The following is a 22,514-nucleotide window of genomic DNA, read 5'->3' on the forward strand; positions in this document are numbered from 1 at the left end:
ACTGTTGTCAGAAAGATAAATATCTGATTTTATCTGCATAAGTAAGAAAAAATTTACTAGTTACAATTGCTTACAAGCATAAATACTAGCCCAAAAGCCAATTCGATAATGGCAAAAGCAAATTAAACCGCAATGCAGAGTCCTTAGTCCATAACTGATCTCGTTATTGATCCGATGGCATTTCACGCTGAATGGAAGTGATGTCTACGAGAAGCTACGCCTACGCAAAAAAATCCGGAAATAATACTGATGGACTTGTAAAAAGTGGTGTAGCAGTTTTTGCTGATTATTGAGGTTCATTCTTCTCAAGATAAAGTAAAATTGCCGCACCAGAGTTTGTGATCGTCAAATTACCATAAAGTTATTAAGGAGTACCAGATTTTCCGGCTATGCCGGAAGACATTTTAGCGTTTCTCTGAAATAGAAGCACGCTGATTTTAGTTTTTTGTCTTGGAGCTTACTTATACTGAAAAAATGAAAAATATATGTATTAAGCAAATAAATGTATTTGCTTTGATTACAACAATAAAGACTTTATTTTTATACTTCATTTATCAAGGAGCAACGTTATGTCAAACCTCAACCCCAGTCACCCTACCAAACAACTTCTAGCTGGTTACTGTGCCATTATCCTTGGAGGATTTGGGATTCATAAATTTATTCTAGGATACGCTCCAGAAGGCTTTATCATGTTAATGATTTCTGTAGTGGGAGGTTCTTTCACCTACGGAGTTACCTTGTTAATTATGCTACTTGTAGGTTTAATTGAAGGCATGATTTACTTGAATAAGCCCCCTGAAGAATTTGTAAATACTTACTTTGTGAATAAGCAGGGCTGGTTCTAAAAATTTATAAGTAAGTGAATCAAATTAAATATAAAATCTCACCATGCCTTCAGCTTCCCTCTTCTTAGTAAGGAGAGGGATTGAAAGTGAGGTTTGATCTTATATTTAACAGTTATCTGTAAATAGTTAAAAGTTTTGATAATTGGGTTTAACTTCTCCACCATATCGGCGTTAACTGATAACTGTTTACTCTTTACTATTGTAATTATGCTTACCTACTTATTTCACACTTGGGTTTCTCTGTGAAGTTATAAGTAAGTCGGTGCAATAAAACCAAACTGTGTGAAGAAAAATAAATAAGGCTCAAACTCTTTCTCTCCCTGCCTTAGCCCAACAATAATTATTTCCGCCGACCTACTTATCTTTTCTATGTATCTTTGATAGAACTTACGCAAAATTATGAAAAAACGAACCGCAAAGGACGCATAGACACGAAGTGGCTTCCCGAACGCGAGTGCGTCTCCGAAAGAGAAGGCTAGGACACGAAGTAATAAGAGTTTGAGAGAGTTTTTGCGTAAGTCCTATTTGAAACAAATTTGCCATTTCTTAAATTTATAAATTTGTCTACTGTAATACGAGAGTACTATTTATATTCTGTATGAGCTAAAAGTTTTAACCTATTGCCTTTTGAACATGTATAAATTATTACAAAAAATAAATATATTGTTATTTTATTAACTCCCCCTTGGATAAACTTCTGTTTTGAATAACTATTAATTGAAGCTATTGCGTATTCTGTACAGATTTATAGGTATAACTGGATATTTTTGCTAAAAAATTCTGAATTCTATTGCTATGCTAACCATTAAACGTAAACAGATGATCTGGATACTCTTCTTGTTGTTGGGCTTTGGTTATTTCAGCGCCATGTCTAATTTGGAAATTCACAATTTTTGGAAAAGCCTGATTGTCCTCATGCCAATGCAGGTTGGAGCTATCATTTATGTGACTTATCTACGTTGGAGCCGTCATTGACCTTTAGCGAGATACGATAAATTAAGAAATTTAATAGGGTTGACATACAGTCGTAGTTCCATATTTCGCCTACGCTCAAATTAGAGACGCTTTTAGTCAGGCGTTGAATTTCTGTAGCGAATCTAAACACTTGCCATGCAACTTGTCCCAAAAACGAAGCTAGCCCCAGAATTTGACCCAATCCTAGAGAAAATTATTCTCGATGTTGGGGGTATGAAGTGTGCTGGGTGTGTGAATGCAGTAGAGCGACAGCTAACCCAACATCCAGGAGTCAAGAGTGCCTGTGTGAACCTGGCCACAGAGGTAGCAGTTGTAGAGTCAGAAACTGGTGCGGTAGATGCAGATGCACTAGCACAGAGATTAACAGCCGTTGGATTCCCGACTCAACCGCGAAAAACTAGTGGCACAGTAGCAGGCGAGATATCTACACCAGACCCAGCAGAACGACAACGCCGAGAAATGCGATCTTCTGTAAGGCAGTTAGCGATCGCTGCAATCTTGCTGTTATTGTCGGGAAGTGGACATTTTGGTAATCTTGGTAGCTCAGTGCTACCAGTATTAAATAACATCTGGTTTCACTGTGGACTGGCGACAGTAGCGCTATTAATTCCCGGTCGCCCGATTTTGATAGATGGCTGGCTGGGCTGGCGGCGAAATGCGCCTAACATGAATACCCTGGTGGGCTTAGGAACGCTGACAGCCTACATTGCTAGTTTAGTAGCGCTGCTCTTTCCCAAAATGGGTTGGGAGTGCTTCTTTGACGAACCAGTAATGATGCTGGGCTTTATTCTTTTGGGAAGGACATTAGAGCAACAAGCTAGAGGCCGTGCTGCTGCCGCATTTAGGAAATTGTTAGCACTCCAGCCACAGGTAGCACGATTGATTGCCAACCCAGAGAAAGAAGGAATGGGATCTTCTAGCGTAGAGATTCCTGCTGAACAGGTGCGTGTTGGTGAATGGGTACAAGTATTGCCAGGTGATAAAATCCCTGTCGATGGTGAAGTGGTGGTTGGTAAAACAACGGTGGATGAATCCATGTTGACTGGGGAAGCCGTGCCAGTAATCAAGCAACCAGGCGATATGGTGACAGGAGGAACGCTAAACCAGTCAGGAGCGATCGCTATTCAGACAACCCGTACTGGAAGTGATACAACTTTAGCTCGAATTGTCGCCCTAGTAGAAGCCGCCCAAACTCGGAAAGCCCCAGTACAGAAATTAGCAGATACAGTAGCCGGTTACTTTACCTACGGGGTGCTGACAGCATCTGTATTAACATTTGTCTTTTGGTACTTTTTTGGTACTCACATCTGGACTGATATCAGCATGTCTAGTGGCATGGAAATGATGAGCCACCCTACACATGAAGTTCCCCACTCCCCTTTATTAATCAGCTTAAAGCTAGCGATCGCAGTTATGGTAGTTGCCTGTCCCTGTGCTTTGGGACTTGCCACACCAACAGCCATTCTTGTCGGGACTGCTATGGGCGCAGAACGAGGTCTGTTAATCAAAGGCGGTGATGTTTTGGAAAAAGTACACAATTTAAACACTGTAGTCTTTGATAAAACCGGCACTTTGACCACGGCTAATCCCGTTGTCACAGATTGTCTGTTAATTGAGGAAATGGAAAGTGGGGGATTAGGGGCATGGGGAGTAAGGAGTAAAGAACGCCACTCCTCACTCCCTAGTACAGAGGCGATTAATCGCGTCTCTCCCTACTCCCTAATCCAACTAGCAGCCGCTGTAGAAAGCGGTACTCACCACCCCCTAGCAAAAGCGATTCAGCAAGAAGCACAGGGGCAACAGTTATCTATTCCAGAGGCTGTGGACTTTCACACAGAACCAGGATTAGGGGTATCTGCTGTGGTAGAGGGCAAAATTGTACTATTGGGTAACTGGGACTGGTTGAGTTGGCACGGCATTGCCATTAACAAAACTGCACAACAGGTAGCAGAGGATTTGGCAACAGATGGTAAAACAGTCGTTTGCGTAGCTGTTGGGGGAACTTTAGCCGGGTTAATTGCTGTTTCTGATACCCTCAGACCAGATGCTCAATCCACCGTAGACAAGTTACGTCAGATGGGTTTACGAGTAATGTTGCTCAGTGGCGATCGCCAAGAAGCAGCTAGCGCCATAGCCAAACAACTAGGATTAGATAGTGCTGATGTCATAGCGGGTGTTCCCCCAGCCAAAAAAGCGGCTGCAATACAAGCACTCCAGAACGAGGCACACTTCTCTACGAGAGGCTGCGCCAACGACCGGCTCAGTGCATCGCTGGGGACTAGGGATACAACGACCAGCTCAGTACATCGCTGGGGACTAGGAAAAATTCTTCCCAATCCCCAATCCGTTGTGGCAATGGTAGGAGATGGAATCAACGATGCTCCAGCTTTATCTCAGGCAGATGTAGGAATTGCTTTACACTCCGGGACAGATGTAGCGATGGAAACTGCTGAAATTGTCCTAATGCGCGATCGCTTAAACGATGTCGTCGAATCTATTCAGCTTAGTCGCGCCACTTTCAACAAAATCCGTCAAAATTTATTCTGGGCTTTTGCATATAATACAGTTGGGATTCCTTTAGCAGCAGGTGTTTTGTTCCCTAGTCTGGGTTTTGTCCTTAACCCATCTGGTGCTGCTGCATTAATGGCTTTTAGCTCTGTTAGCGTCGTCACAAACTCAATATTATTACGGCGATTAGCTCATCATCCGTAAAATTTCCCTTCTCAAGTTAAACTGAGTCGCCCTTTGAGCTTCTACGCACGCAGCCGATACAGCCTCTTGGGACACTTACCAAATATCATAGCTACTGGAGTAGAACGAATATGTTCTACTCTTTCAAGGTATTATGCAACTTTAAAGCTTATTTATATCGGCACCACAGACTTATGATGCGCGAAAATGGCAAGATACGATACTAAACAAATCTTGATTAATAATTACAGTTCCACCAATTTGTCAATGGCAGCAGAAACCAATGAAAACCATCTACTGATTATTGAAGACGATCAAGGTCGCAAAGAATTTTCTCTGGAGCACCCCGTCTACTCTATCGGTAGAGATCGTGAATGTAATATCCGTTTGATGTCGCAGTTTGTCTCCCGCCGCCATGCTACATTAGTGAGATTGCCACGAGATCAAAATAGTCATAGCTACTATTACCGGATTGTAGATGGCGATGCCAAAGGCAAGCCTAGTTCCAACGGTTTGATGATTAATGGACGTAAGATACCAGCTCACGATCTCAGAAATGAAGACGAGATTGTTTTTGGCCCTCAAGTACGTGCTATTTATTACCTTTTAAGAAATACTCAGCGTTTGGGACAAACAGATTCGAGTGAGTACGATATTACACTAATAAATCCCGGTATGGCCGAGGAATTAGAGGATGTAGGAGAGTAGATTATAACTACCAATAACAGCTTGATCATCCCACGTCTTCAAGTCGTGGGAATGTCAATTCAATTACCAAAGCTATCCTGCAAGACTTTCAATTAAATGCCAATGGCGGCTACTTTCAATAGCCTGCTTGATGACTTCAAACATTTGTCGGCAGTAATTATCTAGTTGGAGTGGTAGTTCTTCATTTTTAATCACAATGCTCATCCGGGTTTCTGTTTCAGTAGATTTTGATTTATCAATCAATACTTCTGCCGTAATTAATTTAGGAAAAGGAACATGTCCGGGAACCTCACGAGCGATAATATAATCGCCAGTGTAGTATTGAATATCCAACTGACAGTCCTGTAGAAGTTCTACAAGTAACGGCAACAGATGGTCAATAGGAACAGAAACAGTAAATGAACAGGTATAGCGAGCCATAATAGCCCCACGCCTTGCAACACTCTGTCCATCCTATAATACCGAAGCATCTAAACGAACAGTGATTAAAAAATCAAAGTTTTTAAGTTTTGAGATGGGGCATTACCCACAACGAAAGTGCCGTAAGCTGAAAGTTTGATCAAAAACTTTACAATAAAGGTTTGGCTAAGGTAGAACATGAAAGTAGCAATTAGTGGAGCAACAGGATTTGTTGGTAGTCTTTTGGTACAACGACTCCACGCAAAAGGCGATCAAATAGTAGTATTAACTCGGAATACCACCTTTGCTCAAAAGGTTTTTCCATCTGAGGCTTTCCCAAATGTAGAAATTGTTGCTTATACACCAAATACATCCGGTTCTTGGCAAAATGTCATTGCTAATTGTGATGGCGTAGTTAATTTAGCAGGAGAACCCATTAGTGAAGGACGCTGGACACTAGAACGCAAACAAGCAATCCTCAATAGCCGGAAGCTAGGTACACAAAAAATAGTTGAAGCAATAACCAATGCTAACCCTAAACCAACAGTGTTAATTAATGCTTCGGCTATTGGCTACTACGGCACCAGTGAAACGGCAACCTTTGATGAAACAAGCCTATCTGGTAATGATTTTCTCGCCCAAGTCTGTCAAGCTTGGGAAGCAGAAGCGACAAAGGTAAAAGATGCTGGTGTGCGGCTGGTAATTCTGCGTTTTGGGATTGTTCTAGGTAATGGTGGTGCTTTAGGTAAAATGATTCCGCCTTTCAAACTGTTCGCTGGTGGCCCCATTGGCAGTGGTAGGCAGTGGTTCTCATGGATTCACGTAGAAGATTTAGTTAGCCTAATTCTGGAAGCTTTAACTAAACCGGAAATAGAAGGTGTATATAATGCTACGGCCCCTAACCCAGTCAGAATGGCAGATTTAAGCCAAACTTTGGGACAAGTGATGAATCGCCCTTCTTGGTTGCCTGTTCCTGGTTTTGCGATAGAAGCTCTTTTAGGAGACGGGGCTATAGTAGTTTTAGAAGGTCAACAAGTCATCCCGAAGCGCACCCTGGAAACAGGTTTTGAGTACAAATACTCTAATTTGCAATCAGCTTTAACGCAAATTCTTAATTAAAAGGGAGTGGGGAATGGGGGAAATGATTCCAGCACAAAATAACAAGAGTAGTTTGTTACTCTCTTTAAATTTTATCTGCAACTGCGATCGCACCGCCTCCCCACAAATCGAAAAACTCCACAGCACATTGTTAAAACCACTAAGCTAATCGTCATTTATTTTTCCAAAATGATTCGCTTGTAGTAAGGGCTTCAGTCCTACCTTTATGTAACTTAAATGCCGATTAGCTTATCACTTCGTTATCTGGGGTTGTTTATTTCAGTAGGATTTTGTTGAATTAAAGCTAGTATTTCTTTATGTTCTACAAGTTGCCCTTGATTGAAGAAAAGCCCAGCAGCTTTATGCAAATCTTCTATAGCACCTAATTTGTTTCCCGTTTCCATACACATCAGCCCTCGGAATTTATAAGCCTTTGCATAATCTGGATAGAGATTAATTGCTTGATTATAATCGTTAAACTACCCAAAAAGTGAGTTGAACCAGAAGCTAAATGAGTCAACAAGAAAAGCAGAGATCGCTCGAATCCCTAAACGTTGGGAGATATTGACCATTCAGCCGAGCAGTCAAATGCAAGAATGGAACGAACAAGGAGGACTTTGATGGTGATTGACGATGGTTTTTGTGTATGCTTTGTTACGTGTAGAATCTCAACATGAGCAATCACTTTCTGCTCTAGAAAGAGCGGTACAAATTATTGCTCTTCTGCTGCGCTATTGACTAGATAGAAATTTTTTGGAAACCCAACTGATAATACCACTGAGAATGGCACCGCCCATAAGGATGCTGATCGCTGGGTTAAACACGGGTTGCCACAGTTTATGCCACAAATCCAAACCCAAGTTTACTCCTACAGAATCACCGATCGCAGCGATCGCTAACCAGACAAAGCCAAACAAAACCAAAAAAACATCGGCGACTAAAATTGTATTTAGCCAATTTAACAATTTATCTTTCATCTATCGTTTGATCTAAATTGCCTAAAATTTTACGACTGCTAATTAAGTAAGTTAAAAGTGAGGATTGCCTACTGGAATTTAACTGCTAACTCCTCACTTTTAACCCTTCACTCCTCCAACAGCCACTTTTTGACTTTTGTTAAACTCTGCCAATCTGGTTTTCTACTCAAACCATCTTCAATGCTGGTTTTTATTTCATCGCGCCATTCTTCGTTGACAAAAATTAGCTGCTGTGCTATATCAATATGTTCTCGTAAACCTTTTTGACCTGTTTCCAGCATTGCTAAGGCGAGATTCACCCTAGCCTGTGGATCTTGTGGGTTTAACTTGACTGCCTTCTGTGCAGCTTTGTAAGCCAAGTTAGGTTTATTATCGAGTAGATATAACCACGCTAAACAAATCCAAGCAGCACTAGTTTTAGGAGCGCGATCACACACTTCTTTAAACACAGGGATTAAAGAATCTACTGCCTCTCCTGCTTTATAGCGTTCCAAACCTGTATCAAATAGGGATTCAACTGTATTAGTCATTGATCATTAGTCATTAGTCATTAGTCATTAGTCACTTGTACTGAGCGTAGTCGAAGTATTGGTCGTTTGCAATTGGACTTTGGACAAAGGACAAATGACAAATGACAATATTACACCCCAAATGACTTGCCGCAACCACAAGTTTGGTTGGCATTGGGGTTAGTGAATTGAAAACCACCGCCAATCATAGCATCGCTGTAATCGAGCATTAAACCGTAGAGATATAATAGACTCTTGCGATCGCTGACAATTTTGAAGCCATCATAGTCAAAAACTTCATCCTGCGGGGTGATCTTGCTAGTGTCTTCAAAGTCCATCATGTAAGACATCCCTGAACAGCCACCCTGACGGACTCCTACCCGTAAGCACAAGTCTGTGCCTTGCTTATCCCGGAGGGATTTTACCTGGTGCAATGCGGCTTCGCTCAACAGAATTCCGCGTTGTTGAGGCTCAATTGCTTGTGTCATCTGCTTTTTAAACTCCTTAATTATTTTAAGCTTTACCCTATATCGGCTGGTTAATGCCTCTGAGTTGCTATTGGTGTTTTTGTATTCATTCTAGCGGCTTAGATGTCGTTAGATGCCAAATTGTAAACACTGCGTCAAAAGTGGTCAAACATTTTTATTCTAGAATTGAGAGACTCAGTGTGTTTAGAGATTCGGTATTTTTGGAGTTCAAGCCTGGCGGCAGTCACCACAAGCAACTATCTTTCAGGTGCAGCCATAAAAACTTAATCCGAGGCTAGCTATCCCCCAAAGTCTACTTCTAAATTGCTTCTTTTGATTAACTTACTCTATGACAAGTTTTAATCGCTCTACCAGTCGTCGATTGAAGAAATTAACTCAAATTCCTTCTGTATGGGAGGGCGATCGCCGTCCGTTGTCATCACCAAACCAGCATTCAGACTCTGAAGAAAAGGGAGAATGCATCCTTTGGGTAGATTACTCCCAAGGTGTAGTTCGAGGAATGGACATGGTAGCTTCAGATATCGGCCCAGAAGCAATAGTTCGGACTTTAATGCAAGCAATGGAGCATCCCCATAGTCCGGCAAGACCTGCCAGACCTCAAAGAATTGTAGTCAAAGACCGCGAGATCCAATTTTACCTGCGGGGGGTGCTGCAAGATTTGGATATTGCCATTGACTACGCACCAGAACTGCCTTTAATTGACGAACTGTTTCGCGGGTTCGCTGATATCCTCGATAGTCAAACCCCCGACTTACCCCCACAGTATGCACAAATCTTGCGAGAGAAAGCATTTGCAATTTGGCAAGCAGCACCTTGGGAATTTTTGGAAGAACAGCAAATTTTGTCAATCGAGATTAATAAGTGGGATGTTGGCAAACTCTACGCCTCAGTTATGGGAATGCTGGGAATGGAGTATGGGATTTTGTTTTATCGCTCAGAAGAGTCTTTAAAACAGTTTCGTGCTGCAGTTTTAACAGATGAAGAATCAACGGAGCATCTAGAAGAAGCGTTCCTTAAGCAAGATTGTTTATTTCTCACCTTTGAAAGTGCTGATGAAACCGATGAAGATGAGGATGAAGAAAGTGATTTGGCGGATCTGCCATTATCACAAATTGATCCCACTTTCGGTAATATCCACCCCTTAGAAGGACTACGTTCTGTTTTGTATGACGAAGAAGCACTAGTAATCTTCGTTGCGATCGAAAGCCTGATCCGCTTTATTCGCGATCACCGTCGCCACCTTCATGAGGACATCTTCCCTCCCCTCAGCCGTCGCTATCGCATTTCTCTGCCGCAGTCGGAAGAAACAACTAAATCTCTGCCTGTTACAGTCTCTACTATGCCTCAGTTAGCAGCAGAATTAGAGGAAATGGCAGGCTTTGATGTCGATGACCAGGAGAGTAAAAACCTTGACTCCCCAAATTTCCAATCATTGCAAGATGACTTGATACCAGAAGATTCCTTCCTCAGCTTAGGTGTGGTGTCCTGGGAAATGTTGGAGTACTTGCGAAAGGGAGTTAGCTATCATCCAGCTGGTGAAATCAAACAAGTGGGTGACGGTTTGCCGGTGATTTTAATTCAAACTTCCCGACCCAAGGCTAAGATTGTAATTGAAAGAATTGAAGCAACAGGGGGACTAAGAGCAATTTGCTTTAATCCAGGTGCCGACCCCTTTGATCGCGATCGCTACGACCTGGGTTTATTACAAACTCAAAATGGCGAATTGTTCCTATTCGGTGAATTCTTAGATGAAGACCCTATTCATGTAGAAGCCCGGAAAAAATGGAATCAACGCTGTAAAAATACTGAGGGCTACTGTGGCTTAATCATTGCCAAAGGGCTAACCGGAGCTTCGCGTGGCAATCCTCAGTTACGAGATATGATGGCTTTGTTTGAAGCGCGATCGCTTTCACCTAAAGATTTAGGTATTGGCACTCTTCAACTGATGCCCCAACTTAAATTTGAATAGTTGCACAAATTCCCCCAATCCTCAATCTCAAATTGTGGTTATGAGAAATTACCTAAGAATTCACGAGCAAAGCCAGAGACTTTGAAGCCCCGGTCAGAATAGTTAAAGAATCAGAAGAATACTTTATACATAAATTTCCCGATCATACTGCATTCCTTTTAAATCCTTACTTCTGACTCTTGAGGGCTGAATTATTACGAAATTACAGCAGTTTCCTTTGTATGAAGTACAAAGCTATGGGTTTTGAGGCAGCAGGTGGAAATTCCTTATATCTGATGCGTAAATACTACCCTTTGTACTTCACTTACTATAAAATGCTGTCAGTTGATATTTATTTGATTCACATATTAACTAAAACTGCATTCGGGAGAGGAAAAAGGGAAAAGTTTACCCCTTTTTTGTTTACAAACTGAGTGCTGAGTGAAGTAAAAAGTACTTAGGATTTTGCATTTGTATATATCTAAACCTTGGTGGGTGATCTTTTCACTCAGCACTCTTCATTGTATACACAAGTCCTAAAAACTTAGCTTGATAAAACTTAACTCGTTTTCATACGGAGTATGAGAATGCAAGTCTCTGGCTCAATGTCTGATACCATTTCACGAAAAATATGATACAGATGCAAACTTTGAAAGCTTTGCTGCATCTAAGTTTTTTAATTGCGAACTTGTACTGAGCGTAGCCGTAAAGCCTGCGGCATAGCTACGCTTAGGGCATAGCCTAAGAAGAGAAGTATTGCGTTAGATAGCGGAGCGAAGCCCATTGCCAACTTGTACTGAGCGTAGCCGTAAAGCCTGCGGCATAGCTACGCTTAAGGCGTAGCCTAAGAAGAGAAGTATTGTGAATTGGTATGACTGGAGGCAGCAAAGCAGCCCTAATCAGCCATTCCCATGCTCTGCATGGGAACGAGAGAAATGGGAAATTGAGCTTTTTTCGATTTGTGTATACACCGTAGTGCTAAGGGGAGGAATTGGGAGTGGGGTATTAGGGACTTTTGCAAGAGGTCTAGTAATGCTGGAGGAACCTTTAGAATTACTAAATTGAAAAATCCAGAGCAAAGTAAATCTCCGCTTTGGATTTTCCAGAGCAGAGTTCTTTCTTAATTCTGCTGTATGTCAACACTAGCAAGTGACCAATGATTAGAAGCTAACTTTATCTCAATTTCATGAAGTAGCTGTATTTTGAAATTTTTTCAGTCATTTCATCTGAGTTTTCCCAGTATAAATCAGTACAAAAGGCTAAAAATTTCTCTGCAAGGTTCTGCTTAATAAAAGCTAGGTAACGTACTTAGATATCGAAAGATTTTTTAACTATTTTTAGAGTTTTCTCTCTTGTTATGTATCAATATAATTAAGCAAAATATCATCAAATCTCTTTTTATTTGTAATTTTTTTATAAAGGATGATAATGAGTTTATTTAGTCTCTAAATGAAGATTATTTAAAGTGTATAAGCAATGGCTATAATGAACACATAATGGAAAAAATAAAATCTAAACTTGCTTTTATGAGTATATATACTAAATAAGAAATGTTTGCAAATCCAAAGTTACTTGGCAGTAATTTATTTTTTAATTGTGAAAATTTTATTGCCTAATTTTTAGCACAAAAAAATGGTTGATCTAACCCTTCTATAGATAAATACTATGAATGGAAAAAAATCACTGAGTTTAAGACAAACTATATCGCTAGAGAGAAGATAAAATACATGTCTGATTGCATCGTATTTTTACGGCGAGTTAATGTAAAAACATGAAGTAAAAATAAAATATTGTTCTTGACAACAGTCAAGTAACATCATATCTGTTCAGCAAGCATTTATCTGTGTAAAATTACAGATGATGCTGTTAAAATTTACCAGAAAAATCAGCTATTTACACTCAGAAAACAGAGTCTTATACCTTTTTTGGTGGTTACTATTGGTTACTATATTGGTGCAAAGAAGCAATCAGCTTGATCGAGGTTAGCCAAAATTCATAACTGTTCAAGTAGCTCTTAACTTTGTGGTTACAGTAATGGGTGCAGATGGGTGTTTGTTTTAGAGCGATCGCTTATTTGCCTACTTTTAAGTGATTATTCACGACCTCTATAGACAACTGTAACCCCCCTTTGGGCAAGCATTTCAGCATAATAATGATTCTGAAGTTTTATTTTCTGGTGTTTTATGAGATGTTCTCTCCAAGTGGGTTTGGCTAACTTGGTTAAGAAAGAAGGTCAAATACTTCCGATGGAGAATAACTTTGGAAATCTTAATTGAGTCAACAGTAGGTATCTCAAATTCATTTATAAAATTTCATTGTCAGGCTTTACTCATGCTGTTAGTAGCGTTATTATCTTCAAAAGCAACTATGCGGTCTTTATCCTGTCACAAGAGTAACAAATAAAGTGTAGTTTTTTAATTTTTTTAGGAAATGATGAAGACTTTGACAAAACCAACATTTTTAATATTAATGATATTACTTGTTTCGTGAGACAAATTCTGATAACCTTATCGGTTCCCTCTTTAATTTAGAATCTTTCGACGATCTAAATATCCAGCAGATAGCATGATAATGACAAATAAAAAATGGGCTGTTAAACGTATAACTGTTAATCTCGCAACACAGGAAGCGGAAAAGCTAGAAAAATATTGTCAACAAACAGGTAGACCCGCAACCGATGTGATTCGCGAACTGATTAGAAGTTTGCCTGTCTCCGATGATGACAAAGATGTAAATAAGTAAGAAGTTGCTTTTACGACTTACCAGATAACTGCTTTGTTACCAAAAAATAGCTATGATACTTTTTTGAGTCCGCCGCTATGGACAAAAGTTTGTCTAGCTGATACAGACGCGTTTTTTTCGCGTCTGGTCAATTGCTGGGACTAAGACGAGTGATCAAAAAGGTTTTAGTATTAAAATTGCCATGCTTTAATATGCTGGTAGAGTTGATATTAAGTAGCAAATTCCGACACCAACCCAGTTACAATCTGTAAAGAAACTGAAAAGGAACGACGGAATGCGTGTTGCAATCGTAGGAGCGGGACTAGCTGGGCTAGCAACCGCAGTAGATTTAGCTGATGCTGGTTGTGAAGTAGAGATTTTTGAGTCTCGTCCGTTTGTGGGTGGTAAAGTTGGCAGTTGGGTTGATGGAGATGGCAACCATCTAGAGATGGGTTTGCATGTATTTTTCGGCTGCTACTACCAACTATTTGACTTGATGAAGAAAGTGGGGGTGTTAGAAAACTTACGCCTCAAAGAACATACTCACACTTTTATTAATAAAGGAGGCCGCATCGGTGCTTTGGATTTTCGGTTCCTGACAGGTGCGCCTTTCAATGGCTTAAAGGCATTTTTCACTACCTCTCAACTATCGTTGCAGGATAAATTGCAAAATGCGATCGCTTTGGGTACTAGTCCAATAGTTCGCGGGTTAGTAGACTTTAACGGGGCGATGAAAACCATCCGCAACCTAGATAAAGTTAGCTTTGCCGACTGGTTCTGCAGCCACGGTGGGAGTAATGGCAGCATCAAACGGATGTGGAACCCTATTGCCTATGCATTGGGATTTATTGATTGCGAAAATATGTCTGCCCGTTGTATGTTAACCATATTCCAGTTATTTGCAGTTAGGACTGAAGCTTCAGTTTTGCGAATGCTAGAAGGTTCTCCATCTGAGTATTTACACAAGCCAATTCTGGAGTATTTAAAAGTTAGAGGCACCAAAGTTTACATACGTCGGCAAGTTCGAGAAATTCAGTTTACTGAGTTAGAGGAACAAACCCGCGTCACTGGTATAGTAGTTGCCCAAGGTGATACTTTAGAAACTATCACTGCTGATGCTTACGTTTTTGCCTGTGATGTTCCAGGAATTCAACGCATCCTACCCCACGAGTGGCGTAAGTGGTCAGAATTTGACAATATTTACAAACTGGATGCAGTGCCAGTGGCTACAGTGCAATTACGCTTCGATGGTTGGGTGACTGAACTTAACGATGCAGAGCAACGTAAACAGCTTTTACACGCGGCTGGAATTGATAATTTGCTGTACACAGCCGATGCTGACTTTTCTTGTTTTGCTGATTTGGCGTTGACTAGCCCTGCTGATTATTATCGCCCAGGACAAGGTTCATTGTTACAGCTAGTGCTGACACCAGGAGATCCATTTATTGCACAAAGTAATGAAGCGATCGCACAGCATGTCCTCAAGCAAGTGCATGAACTGTTTCCCTCGTCGCGGGAGCTAAATATGACTTGGTATAGTGTGGTAAAACTTGCTCAGTCTCTCTACCGAGAAGCGCCAGGGATGGATGCATACCGTCCCAACCAAAAGACACCAGTAGATAATTTCTTCCTTGCAGGGAGTTATACTCAGCAAGATTACATCGACAGCATGGAAGGTGCTACTATTTCTGGACGGCGGGCGGCAAAAGTCATTTTGGAGAGTTTGAAGAGATAACTAATCGCGTATTCCTGCAAGAAGCAAGTTATGCAAAGCATCTCAAAGAGAAGGAAGAAGATAAATGTCAGATTGGTTAGAGCATACTGTGCAGGTAGAAGTAGACGCTCCTATAGATTTAGTATGGAGCCTCTGGTCTGATTTGGAGCAAATGCCCCGATGGATGAAGTGGATTGATTCGGTTAAAATTCCGCCCGATAATCCAGATATATCTCTTTGGAAACTGAAGACGGGCAGTTTAGAATTTACTTGGAAATCCCGAATTCTTAAAGTTATTCCCAACCAAATTATCCAATGGGAATCTATTGATGGTTTGCCGAATCAAGGAGCGATTCGCTTTTATGATCGCCACAATAGTAGTATTGTCAAAATGACGATTTCCTACGCTATACCCGGCATTCTTGGCAAAATTATGGATAACTTGTTTTTGGGGCGGGTGGTTGAATCGACAATTCAAGCTGATTTGGAAAGGTTTAAAGAATACGCGCTGAATGTTAAAACTAATTGATATAGATAGCAAAAACAGGCAGTAGGAAACAATGTGTATATGACACTTCTTAGAAAAGGTTATAATTTTTTATGAGTTTATTGTAAATTTTGTGATAATTGAATGCGTCACATTAATTTGAAGGTCATCAATGAATCTGGTGAAGTAAAGACACTTTTTTCAAAAGGAGTACCTTGCTCTAAAGCTGATAGAGGAACTTACGATTTTTATATTGGTGGTAAATGCAGAGTTTATCCCGGTTGGATTGCAACAATTCTGAAAGAGACTTCATCTCATGACGTTGTTGTTCAGTTTGATAATGGTGATATAGAAACTGTGAATTTGCACAATCTTTTTAGTGAAAGTCTTTTTGGTAGTTTAATTCCTTAATGATCCAGCCTCATAAGATGGTTCTGGAAGTGGATCACCTACAGCTTCATAAGCAATAATTAGAGACTCTAAAGCTTCAATTCCATTTGCCACAGCTAACTCGTAAGTATCGCCATGAGTCCGCCAGCGTTGTCCTGGAAAATCAGGGAATCCTACCAAAAAGCAATCATCTTCTTCAGACCACTGAATAATCATTTGGTACTTAAGCTTACTCATCTTTTTCTTTTCCTTCTACTTCATCAATTGCCTGTTTCACTTCTTTCTCTTGGTAGCGTTTAGCATCTGCTCCGTCTTTCCCTGAAATCGTGATTTTTCCAATATAGAGGGGATGCACCCAATTAGTATGACTTCCTTTTCCTGGGACTTCTGTAAAACCTACTTGGGAAAGCATTTGCTTCAGTTCCCGGATTTTCTTTGGCATTAATTTTATTAAAAAATGCTATCGCTACAGTAAGAAACAATAGGTTAAAGTTTCTTGCTGTCTATCCAAAAAATCTAATCATTTATTAGATTTTTTTATGCATTGACTTGTTTTACTATACTAGTCCTTGTTAATAACACGGGCGACATTACCAAGTTGGGTCGCTAAACAAATTAATCGTCAATTCCTCGCGTGGTGGTACTGCTGTTATACAAGCACGGATGATCTCTCCATCCTCTAATTCGACGGTGCAAGCGTGACAAGACCCCATTAGACAACCGATGGGAATAAATACCCCAGCCCGGTCTGCTACATCTAATAGGGCTTCTCCCACTTCGGCATCTACTGTAATATCATCTGGTAAAAAGCGGACACGAACAATCATCAATGTTACACATTTAATTTAGTATTGACTCGTAAAAATTGTCCTTTATCATTTGTCATTAGTCCTTTATAAAGACAAATGATTAATGACAAATGACAGTTTGAACGAAAAAATATGCGATTTGTATGCACTTTATTAAGACAAAAATGGAGTTAAGTCTAAATGGCTTTCTACTTCAATGGCTAGAGAGTCCAAAATCTGCTCTCGCTGTTCTCGGTAGTTGGCAACACCAGTAGGCAAAGATTTTAAACCACGTTGTTGACGGAGGCGATTTAACCAAGCGCGTCGCCAAGGGCCGTTGTCAAAAAGTCCGTGGAGGTAACTTCCCCAGACAGATTGACAACTATCTACTAATCCTAAATTAATATCTTCAAATAGGGCATGGTATGATTGAGGGTCTATACCTTGCTGTTCGATGCGCGATCGCCCTTGGTGAATTTCAAAGCCATTTACTGGCAAGCCCTGTTGGGGATAATTCGAGCTAACTTGGCGCTGGCGGGCGATTTTTTGTCCGGTAATTACAGTTCTGATTGGTAAAAGGTTTAACCCTTGATACCTGCCAGCTTGTCCCTCTATACCTTCTGGATCAGCGATGATTTGACCGAGCATTTGATATCCACCGCAGATACCTAAAACCGTTCCGCCAGAGGCAGCATAGTGTTGGATAGCTTCTGCCATGCCGCTTTTTTGCAACAGTAGCAAATCAGGAATCGTGGTCTTTGTGCCTGGGATAATTACTGCATCAGGATGTCCTAAATCTTGCTTGGGACTTAAATATTTCACTGAAACAGTGCTTTCTGATTCGAGTGGGTCAAAGTCGGTAAAATTAGCAATTCTGGGTAGGCGGATGACGGCAATGTTGAGGTCAGCTTGGGCTTTATAGGATTCACGTTCTAGCAAATCAAGGGAGTCTTCTGCTGAAAATACTTGTTGTAAGTAGGGTATAACACCAATAACGGGGATACCTGTGCGTTCTTCTAACCATTTTATTCCTGGTTCTAGGAGCGATCGCTGTCCTCGGAACTTATTAATTACTACACCCTTAATTAAGGCGCGTTCATCTGGTTCTAATAACTCTAAAGTTCCTACGACATGGGCAAAAGCACCACCCCGGTCAATATCAACCACTAACATCGTTGGCGCATTTAAATGTTTTGCGACCCGCATATTAGTTAAGTCACGGTGCTTGAGGTTAATTTCTGCTGGACTACCGGCACCTTCACAAACCACCATGTCAAACTCTGTTCCTAAATGCTGTAGCGATTCTTCAATTGTCCGCCACCCCAGTTCAAAATATTGCTCATAATAATCTGAGGCACTTACTTTACCAACAGACCTGCCTTTAATAATTACTTGGGAAGTCATATCCCCTTGAGGTTTGAGTAAAATTGGGTTCATTTCTACCCAAGGCACGACTCCCGCCGCCCAAGCTTGCACTGCTTGGGCATAGCCAATTTCTCCACCATTGGCAGTGACATAAGCATTTAAAGCCATATTTTGACCTTTAAAGGGAGCCACTCGCCAGCCACGCCGCGACAGAATGCGACAAATAGCTGTAGTTAAAAGTGATTTCCCTGCATGGGATGTTGTCCCCACCACCATAATTGATTTCATAGTTGTTATTCGTTAGTTTTTCAGGATACAGGGTGAATTTTTAGGATAGAACAATAGCCGAGCAGAAGGAGAAGAACTACTAATACACCATGCCCAATGCCCAATACCCACCATAAGCATCACAAATTTTAATTATTAGATGATTATGGTAAAGACTTCATGAATAAATGCGACGTTTCCGTGTATATTGTTCCCTTTGATTCCCTAATCCTAACTTTTTGGTTTTTTATTCTAAAAAGGTATCCGCAACCAATGAGTCACAGCATCGGATAAACGATCGCGCCATGAAGGTGTCCGCCAATTTTTTCCCTGATATTGTTCTACCAACTGGCGACCCAAAGGAGTAAGGCGAAAACTATCTGTAATCCCCTGACCATCGACTTCTCGCCGTAATACACCCACTTGGATCAGCCAGCCCAAGGCGTTGTCACAGGCTAATTCTGATAAAGGACGTTTAGTATAACCCTGCTTGAGGCCATTTTCTAAGGCGATCGTAGTTAATGACACACTCTGGTGCCCCATGACTTTAAATAAAGATAAATTGAAGGGTGAACACACTAGCGATCGCTCGGCTCTCTTTACTGTGCTTTGAGGATAGACAAAAATATTGGGGTTTTGGGAATCAACAGCAGGCATTGTATATGGGTAGTAATTTTCTTCTGATAAAAATTAATTTAAGAATATATTTTTTCTTGTACCAATTACCTTATTTAAGCAAAAATGGGTTATTTAAAGTATAGTTCTGCTATTTTTTAGTAATTATATTTAATGATTATAAATTAATGTAAAATTTCAAGTGCATCAACAATCTGAAACAGGAAAGGTTAATTATGCCTCTAGCAGTTGGTACGGATGCACCTGCATTTACCGCTAAAGATACAAAGGGCAACACAGTCTCGCTATCTGATTTTGCCGGGAAGACGGTCGTTTTGTATTTTTACCCCAAAGATGACACGCCAGGCTGCACCAAACAAGCCTGTAGTTTTCGAGATGCCCAGTCTCAATATCAAAGTAAAGATATTGTCATCTTGGGAGTCAGTGCTGATGATGAAGTCTCCCATCAGGCATTCACCCAAAAATATGATTTGAATTTTCCCCTACTGGCTGACACCGACAAATCCCTCATCAAAGCTTTCGATGTGGATGGCGGCGGTTATGCCAAGCGCGTCACCTACGTAATTGACCCCAACGGCAAAATTACCCATGTTGACGCTAATGTAAATACCACCAACCATGCTAGCGATATTTTAGCTGCACTTGGGCTGTAGTTTTTTACCTGATAACTAAGGATTTTTTAAATAGTCTCAGCCCCAAGCCTCTAAGGCTTGGGGTTCTCTGCTTGGAATTCACCCAAAAGAGGGAGTAGGGAGTAGGGAAAAAATAGAATTTACCTACTCCCAAATGGTTTGAAGCCTCGCCCGCAAGTGGCGCGAAAGAGTCCTTTCATTGCAGGGTAGGTTAAAACCGGACTTCGTCCCGCTACGCTAACGCCCGACGTTAAGCGACCTAGTTTTCCCTACTCCCTGCTCCCTACTCCCTACTCCCTTTTTATTTACCTGATTGTGGTATAACGGATGGCGGTGTAGCTGATGGTAGTGTAACCGATGGCAAACTGAGAGTTGGTTGCTGTTGTTGACCTCGAATTAGGTTTTGTTGCCTTGCTTTAAAGGCTGCTGCGGCTGAGTCTAGTTGTTGGTTCTGTTGGTCAGAATTCCAGTTGAGAGTCCCAAAATTTGCCCGATGAATCAGGTCAAACATGTTGAAGTTATCTGAATTTGAACGGGAGAAGGGATCAGTATTCTGGTCTGTTGTACTATTACTGGGAAAAGCATCGGTTGGGCTGCTGATTTGAGCCAAACTTGGTTGAGCCATGAGCAAGGAAGCAAAGCTAATTCCCGCCACGGTAGCGACAATGAGTCTAGGTATTTGTAAAAATGATTTTTTCATGGGATTTTGACCCTAAAATTGCTCTATTTTATCTCTTTAGGCAAGAGTCCGCCGCAGTTGGTGTTGGATACTCAGTAAGGCAACAATGGCAAAGCCAAATAATACCAGCAACGCTCCCCCGAAGGTAATATTACCCCAAGGAGCTTGCATTACTATGCTACCTAGTTCCCAACTATTGTGGAGATACAGATAGCGAATGGGTTCGATCGCATAGCTGAGAGGATTCAGGGTAGCCACAACCTGCAACCACTCAGGCATAAAGGATAGAGGAGCCAAAGCTGTACTAGCAAACAATAATGGGAGGTTGGTAACGAAAATTACTGCAATCAATTCAATGTGTCCGGGTAGAGCGAAAGCTAAACCAAGGGAGATGGCTGTTACGCCCAAAGCTAAAAGGAAGACAATTAGAGCGATCGCAAATAAACCTGTTACATCTGGTAGTCCAGCCCCAATAAACGCTGCTGCTGCAACAATCACGGCTGCTTGCAGCAAACTTTGGCTGATGATAAAGATTGCTGAAGCAAAGACAATGGAAAACCGTGATGCTAACGGTGCTACGAGCAAACGATTCAAAAAGCCGAACTCGCGGTCAAACATTACGGGCAAACCAGCATTCAGCGCCCCAGCAAAGGCAGTAAACACAATTACTCCAGCAGCCAAAAATTGTCCGTAATTTGTCGTACTGCCGAACAATCCCTTGGGGGCATTTTGAAATAAAGCACCAAATAACACTAACCACATCACCGGCTGAATAATTCCGGCAATCAATGTGGAGGGACGCCGTTGCAATTGAATAAACAAGCGACGAGTTAAAGCCAACGTCTCTTGTACCAATTCACCGAAAAAGTTAGGTGCAGCATTTGCATCTGCTTGTGATGATGCTAACGGCTGCCAATTGATATCAGATTTAGGAGTAACGCTCATGATTGGGGATTGGGTATTGAGGATTGGGGACTTGTACTGAGCGACTTGTGCCGAGCGAAGTCGAGGTAAGCCGAAGTATTGGGGATTGGGGATTGGGGACTTGTACTGAGCGTATCGCTAAAGCGAAAGCTCCGCTAACGCGTAGCGTTTCCAAGAGTTGCCGAAGTATTGGGGATTGGGGATTACCAAAACTCTTTCCCAGTACCCAGTCCCCAGCCCCTATCTCATATTCTGCTTTTTCTCAGCTTTGGGATCGCGAATGGCAATGGCTGCTAGTTCTGCATCCATTAGTGTGCGTCCTGTAGCGGCGAGGTAAACATCATCGAGGCTGGGGCGAGATTGGGCTATGCCAAATATGGGCAAGCCAGCAGTATTCAACGCTTGCTGTATGTTAATCAAAACATCGTTTTGAGGTGTCACTACTAAGTTGAGGGAATTACCTTGAGCGCTGTTGATGATCGTTTCTTGCACAAACGGCAAAGTTTGCAAGAGGTGTTTGGCAATTTCTGCTTCCTCAATCGGGGAAAACTCGCGGATTCGTAAGGTGATGCGATCGCCCCCTACTTGATCTTTTAATTGTGAAGGTGTCCCACTGGCAATCACAACGCCGCGATCTATAATTGCCACGCGATCGGCTAAAGCGTCAATCTCTTCTAGGTAATGGCTGGTAATTACTACCGTCGTCCCAGAGACGCGTAATTTTCTCAGGAACTCCCACACCACGAACCTAGTTTCTATGTCAAGTCCTACTGTTGGCTCATCTAAGACTAAAACATCCGGTGAATGGAGTAACCCAGCAGCCAAGTCTAGGCGCTTACGTAAACCGCCGGAATAAGTTCCTGTTTTTTTATTAGCGTATTCTTGCAAACCGAGTAAATCTAATACAGTCTCAATGCGCTGTTTGGCTACTGCGCCTGGGAGATGATAAAGTGCGGCTTGCAGTTGCAGCAGTTCTCTTCCGGTCAGCACCTTATCTATAGCGACTTCCTGAGCTACGTAGCCTAGTCGTTGTCTTGCCACTCTCGGATTATCTAACACAGAGATGCCAGATACTTCGATTTTGCCAGCATCCGGTGTGGTAAGTGTACACAAGGCACGCAAGGTAGTAGTTTTACCAGCACCGTTGGGGCCCAATAAACCAAAGATTTCTCCTGATTCTACTTGAAAGGAAACATCTTGAACGGCGACCACTGTACCGTAGCGTTTTTGCAGATTTTGAATTAAAACGGCGGGAGCCATGACAGCTTATCCC

24 protein-coding genes are annotated in these 22,514 nt (G+C 41.5%); 11 read left to right on the plus strand and 13 right to left on the minus strand.

Annotation, left to right across the window (positions count from 1 at the left end; translation table 11 throughout):
• The first annotated feature begins 569 nt into the window (after nt 1-569).
• The 4 genes from V7L20_RS17130 (at nt 570) to V7L20_RS17145 (ending at nt 5,219) form a co-directional block, all read left to right on the plus strand.
• A complete protein-coding gene (locus V7L20_RS17130; protein ID WP_334745236.1) occupies nt 570-845 on the plus strand; it encodes a TM2 domain-containing protein in 276 nt (91 codons plus the stop codon).
• 795 nt (nt 846-1,640) lie between these two features.
• Nucleotides 1,641-1,820 carry a hypothetical protein gene (locus V7L20_RS17135; RefSeq protein ID WP_334745237.1) on the plus strand — a complete coding sequence of 60 codons (180 nt, stop codon included), beginning with the start codon at nt 1,641-1,643 and terminating at the stop codon, nt 1,818-1,820.
• 135 nt (nt 1,821-1,955) lie between these two features.
• Entirely contained in the window at nt 1,956-4,532 is a 2,577-nt protein-coding gene (locus tag V7L20_RS17140; protein ID WP_334745238.1) for a heavy metal translocating P-type ATPase, read from the plus strand.
• Nucleotides 4,533-4,718: 186 nt separating this feature from the next.
• Nucleotides 4,719-5,219: an FHA domain-containing protein gene (locus V7L20_RS17145; protein WP_334745239.1), complete on the plus strand. Its 501-nt coding sequence runs from the start codon at nt 4,719-4,721 to the stop codon at nt 5,217-5,219.
• Nucleotides 5,220-5,291: 72 nt separating this feature from the next.
• On the opposite strand, the gene V7L20_RS17150 is transcribed toward V7L20_RS17145, so the two are convergent.
• Nucleotides 5,292-5,639 (minus strand): hypothetical protein, encoded by a 348-nt coding sequence (locus tag V7L20_RS17150; RefSeq protein WP_334745240.1) that lies wholly within the window; start codon nt 5,637-5,639, stop codon nt 5,292-5,294.
• A gap of 177 nt (nt 5,640-5,816) precedes the next feature.
• On the opposite strand from V7L20_RS17150, the gene thyD reads away from it, so the two are divergent.
• Nucleotides 5,817-6,737, plus strand: coding sequence for a thylakoid membrane protein ThyD (thyD, locus tag V7L20_RS17155; RefSeq protein ID WP_334745241.1), 921 nt, complete (start codon nt 5,817-5,819; stop codon nt 6,735-6,737).
• Nucleotides 6,738-6,976: 239 nt separating this feature from the next.
• On the opposite strand, the gene V7L20_RS17160 is transcribed toward thyD, so the two are convergent.
• The 4 genes from V7L20_RS17160 to V7L20_RS17175 all read right to left on the minus strand — a co-directional run bounded on the left by V7L20_RS17160 (nt 6,977) and on the right by V7L20_RS17175 (nt 8,690).
• Nucleotides 6,977-7,120 (minus strand): hypothetical protein, encoded by a 144-nt coding sequence (locus tag V7L20_RS17160; protein ID WP_334745242.1) that lies wholly within the window; start codon nt 7,118-7,120, stop codon nt 6,977-6,979.
• 327 nt (nt 7,121-7,447) lie between these two features.
• The gene (locus V7L20_RS17165) at nt 7,448-7,693 is read right to left on the minus strand and encodes a hypothetical protein (RefSeq protein WP_334745243.1); all 246 of its coding nucleotides are present in this window, start codon (nt 7,691-7,693) and stop codon (nt 7,448-7,450) included.
• A gap of 107 nt (nt 7,694-7,800) precedes the next feature.
• The gene (locus V7L20_RS17170; protein WP_334745244.1) at nt 7,801-8,223 is read right to left on the minus strand and encodes a tetratricopeptide repeat protein; all 423 of its coding nucleotides are present in this window, start codon (nt 8,221-8,223) and stop codon (nt 7,801-7,803) included.
• Nucleotides 8,224-8,333: 110 nt separating this feature from the next.
• The gene (locus V7L20_RS17175) at nt 8,334-8,690 is read right to left on the minus strand and encodes an iron-sulfur cluster assembly accessory protein (RefSeq protein WP_334745245.1); all 357 of its coding nucleotides are present in this window, start codon (nt 8,688-8,690) and stop codon (nt 8,334-8,336) included.
• Nucleotides 8,691-9,018: 328 nt separating this feature from the next.
• Between V7L20_RS17175 and V7L20_RS17180 the strand changes: the two genes are divergently transcribed.
• The 5 genes from V7L20_RS17180 to V7L20_RS17200 all read left to right on the plus strand — a co-directional run bounded on the left by V7L20_RS17180 (nt 9,019) and on the right by V7L20_RS17200 (nt 15,971).
• Complete coding sequence (locus V7L20_RS17180; protein ID WP_334745246.1) at nt 9,019-10,659, plus strand: DUF6930 domain-containing protein; 1,641 nt, start codon at nt 9,019-9,021, stop codon at nt 10,657-10,659.
• Nucleotides 10,660-13,203: 2,544 nt separating this feature from the next.
• Entirely contained in the window at nt 13,204-13,380 is a 177-nt protein-coding gene (locus V7L20_RS17185) for a CopG family transcriptional regulator (RefSeq protein WP_181985004.1), read from the plus strand.
• Between the two features lie 274 nt (nt 13,381-13,654).
• A complete protein-coding gene (gene zds / locus V7L20_RS17190) occupies nt 13,655-15,094 on the plus strand; it encodes a 9,9'-di-cis-zeta-carotene desaturase (RefSeq protein ID WP_334745247.1) in 1,440 nt (479 codons plus the stop codon).
• A 64-nt stretch (nt 15,095-15,158) separates the two neighbouring features.
• Nucleotides 15,159-15,602 carry an SRPBCC family protein gene (locus V7L20_RS17195; protein WP_334745248.1) on the plus strand — a complete coding sequence of 148 codons (444 nt, stop codon included), beginning with the start codon at nt 15,159-15,161 and terminating at the stop codon, nt 15,600-15,602.
• 102 nt (nt 15,603-15,704) lie between these two features.
• On the plus strand, nt 15,705-15,971 hold the full coding sequence (locus V7L20_RS17200; protein ID WP_334745249.1) for a hypothetical protein: 267 nt from the start codon (nt 15,705-15,707) through the stop codon (nt 15,969-15,971).
• Here the strand turns inward: V7L20_RS17200 and V7L20_RS17205 are convergent.
• The 5 genes from V7L20_RS17205 to V7L20_RS17225 all read right to left on the minus strand — a co-directional run bounded on the left by V7L20_RS17205 (nt 15,960) and on the right by V7L20_RS17225 (nt 19,027).
• Complete coding sequence (locus tag V7L20_RS17205; RefSeq protein WP_334745250.1) at nt 15,960-16,187, minus strand: type II toxin-antitoxin system HicB family antitoxin; 228 nt, start codon at nt 16,185-16,187, stop codon at nt 15,960-15,962. The genes V7L20_RS17200 and V7L20_RS17205 overlap by 12 nt on opposite strands.
• Nucleotides 16,180-16,392 (minus strand): type II toxin-antitoxin system HicA family toxin, encoded by a 213-nt coding sequence (locus V7L20_RS17210; RefSeq protein ID WP_334745251.1) that lies wholly within the window; start codon nt 16,390-16,392, stop codon nt 16,180-16,182. The genes V7L20_RS17205 and V7L20_RS17210 overlap by 8 nt, the downstream gene beginning before the upstream one ends.
• 148 nt (nt 16,393-16,540) lie before the next feature.
• Nucleotides 16,541-16,777, minus strand: a complete 237-nt coding sequence (locus V7L20_RS17215) for a 2Fe-2S iron-sulfur cluster-binding protein (protein ID WP_334745252.1) — start codon at nt 16,775-16,777, stop codon at nt 16,541-16,543.
• A 135-nt stretch (nt 16,778-16,912) separates the two neighbouring features.
• A complete protein-coding gene (gene cobQ, locus V7L20_RS17220; RefSeq protein ID WP_334745253.1) occupies nt 16,913-18,391 on the minus strand; it encodes a cobyric acid synthase CobQ in 1,479 nt (492 codons plus the stop codon).
• 231 nt (nt 18,392-18,622) lie between these two features.
• A complete protein-coding gene (locus tag V7L20_RS17225; RefSeq protein ID WP_334745254.1) occupies nt 18,623-19,027 on the minus strand; it encodes an Npun_F0494 family protein in 405 nt (134 codons plus the stop codon).
• Between the two features lie 194 nt (nt 19,028-19,221).
• Here V7L20_RS17225 and V7L20_RS17230 point away from each other — a divergent pair, with 194 nt between their 5' ends.
• Nucleotides 19,222-19,659, plus strand: a complete 438-nt coding sequence (locus tag V7L20_RS17230; RefSeq protein WP_334745255.1) for a peroxiredoxin — start codon at nt 19,222-19,224, stop codon at nt 19,657-19,659.
• Nucleotides 19,660-19,939: 280 nt separating this feature from the next.
• Here V7L20_RS17230 and V7L20_RS17235 read toward each other — a convergent pair whose 3' ends face one another.
• From V7L20_RS17235 to V7L20_RS17245, 3 genes are all read right to left on the minus strand, one after another.
• Nucleotides 19,940-20,338 carry a hypothetical protein gene (locus tag V7L20_RS17235; protein WP_334745256.1) on the minus strand — a complete coding sequence of 133 codons (399 nt, stop codon included), beginning with the start codon at nt 20,336-20,338 and terminating at the stop codon, nt 19,940-19,942.
• Between the two features lie 36 nt (nt 20,339-20,374).
• Nucleotides 20,375-21,262, minus strand: a complete 888-nt coding sequence (locus tag V7L20_RS17240) for an ABC transporter permease (RefSeq protein WP_334745257.1) — start codon at nt 21,260-21,262, stop codon at nt 20,375-20,377.
• Between the two features lie 219 nt (nt 21,263-21,481).
• Nucleotides 21,482-22,501, minus strand: a complete 1,020-nt coding sequence (locus V7L20_RS17245) for an ABC transporter ATP-binding protein (RefSeq protein WP_334745258.1) — start codon at nt 22,499-22,501, stop codon at nt 21,482-21,484.
• Between the last annotated feature and the right edge of the window lie 13 nt (nt 22,502-22,514).

The organism is Nostoc sp., from assembly GCF_036916735.1.
Lineage (GTDB): Bacteria > Cyanobacteriota > Cyanobacteriia > Cyanobacteriales > Nostocaceae > Nostoc.

What these genes read in the sequence shown, in the direction of transcription:
- cobQ (WP_334745253.1), bottom strand. Translation starts at nt 18,391, where the DNA reads ATGAAATCAATTATGGTGGTGGGGACAACATCCCATGCAGGGAAATCA.
- V7L20_RS17135 (WP_334745237.1), top strand. Translation starts at nt 1,641, where the DNA reads ATGCTAACCATTAAACGTAAACAGATGATCTGGATACTCTTCTTGTTG.
- V7L20_RS17225 (WP_334745254.1), bottom strand. Translation starts at nt 19,027, where the DNA reads ATGCCTGCTGTTGATTCCCAAAACCCCAATATTTTTGTCTATCCTCAA.
- V7L20_RS17145 (WP_334745239.1), top strand. Translation starts at nt 4,719, where the DNA reads ATGGCAAGATACGATACTAAACAAATCTTGATTAATAATTACAGTTCC.
- zds (WP_334745247.1), top strand. Translation starts at nt 13,655, where the DNA reads ATGCGTGTTGCAATCGTAGGAGCGGGACTAGCTGGGCTAGCAACCGCA.
- V7L20_RS17150 (WP_334745240.1), bottom strand. Translation starts at nt 5,639, where the DNA reads ATGGCTCGCTATACCTGTTCATTTACTGTTTCTGTTCCTATTGACCAT.
- V7L20_RS17130 (WP_334745236.1), top strand. Translation starts at nt 570, where the DNA reads ATGTCAAACCTCAACCCCAGTCACCCTACCAAACAACTTCTAGCTGGT.
- V7L20_RS17200 (WP_334745249.1), top strand. Translation starts at nt 15,705, where the DNA reads ATGCGTCACATTAATTTGAAGGTCATCAATGAATCTGGTGAAGTAAAG.
- V7L20_RS17230 (WP_334745255.1), top strand. Translation starts at nt 19,222, where the DNA reads ATGCCTCTAGCAGTTGGTACGGATGCACCTGCATTTACCGCTAAAGAT.
- thyD (WP_334745241.1), top strand. Translation starts at nt 5,817, where the DNA reads ATGAAAGTAGCAATTAGTGGAGCAACAGGATTTGTTGGTAGTCTTTTG.
- V7L20_RS17195 (WP_334745248.1), top strand. Translation starts at nt 15,159, where the DNA reads ATGTCAGATTGGTTAGAGCATACTGTGCAGGTAGAAGTAGACGCTCCT.
- V7L20_RS17235 (WP_334745256.1), bottom strand. Translation starts at nt 20,338, where the DNA reads ATGAAAAAATCATTTTTACAAATACCTAGACTCATTGTCGCTACCGTG.
- V7L20_RS17165 (WP_334745243.1), bottom strand. Translation starts at nt 7,693, where the DNA reads ATGAAAGATAAATTGTTAAATTGGCTAAATACAATTTTAGTCGCCGAT.
- V7L20_RS17245 (WP_334745258.1), bottom strand. Translation starts at nt 22,501, where the DNA reads ATGGCTCCCGCCGTTTTAATTCAAAATCTGCAAAAACGCTACGGTACA.
- V7L20_RS17160 (WP_334745242.1), bottom strand. Translation starts at nt 7,120, where the DNA reads ATGGAAACGGGAAACAAATTAGGTGCTATAGAAGATTTGCATAAAGCT.
- V7L20_RS17180 (WP_334745246.1), top strand. Translation starts at nt 9,019, where the DNA reads ATGACAAGTTTTAATCGCTCTACCAGTCGTCGATTGAAGAAATTAACT.
- V7L20_RS17140 (WP_334745238.1), top strand. Translation starts at nt 1,956, where the DNA reads ATGCAACTTGTCCCAAAAACGAAGCTAGCCCCAGAATTTGACCCAATC.
- V7L20_RS17210 (WP_334745251.1), bottom strand. Translation starts at nt 16,392, where the DNA reads ATGCCAAAGAAAATCCGGGAACTGAAGCAAATGCTTTCCCAAGTAGGT.
- V7L20_RS17175 (WP_334745245.1), bottom strand. Translation starts at nt 8,690, where the DNA reads ATGACACAAGCAATTGAGCCTCAACAACGCGGAATTCTGTTGAGCGAA.
- V7L20_RS17215 (WP_334745252.1), bottom strand. Translation starts at nt 16,777, where the DNA reads ATGATTGTTCGTGTCCGCTTTTTACCAGATGATATTACAGTAGATGCC.
- V7L20_RS17205 (WP_334745250.1), bottom strand. Translation starts at nt 16,187, where the DNA reads ATGAGTAAGCTTAAGTACCAAATGATTATTCAGTGGTCTGAAGAAGAT.
- V7L20_RS17185 (WP_181985004.1), top strand. Translation starts at nt 13,204, where the DNA reads ATGATAATGACAAATAAAAAATGGGCTGTTAAACGTATAACTGTTAAT.
- V7L20_RS17170 (WP_334745244.1), bottom strand. Translation starts at nt 8,223, where the DNA reads ATGACTAATACAGTTGAATCCCTATTTGATACAGGTTTGGAACGCTAT.
- V7L20_RS17240 (WP_334745257.1), bottom strand. Translation starts at nt 21,262, where the DNA reads ATGAGCGTTACTCCTAAATCTGATATCAATTGGCAGCCGTTAGCATCA.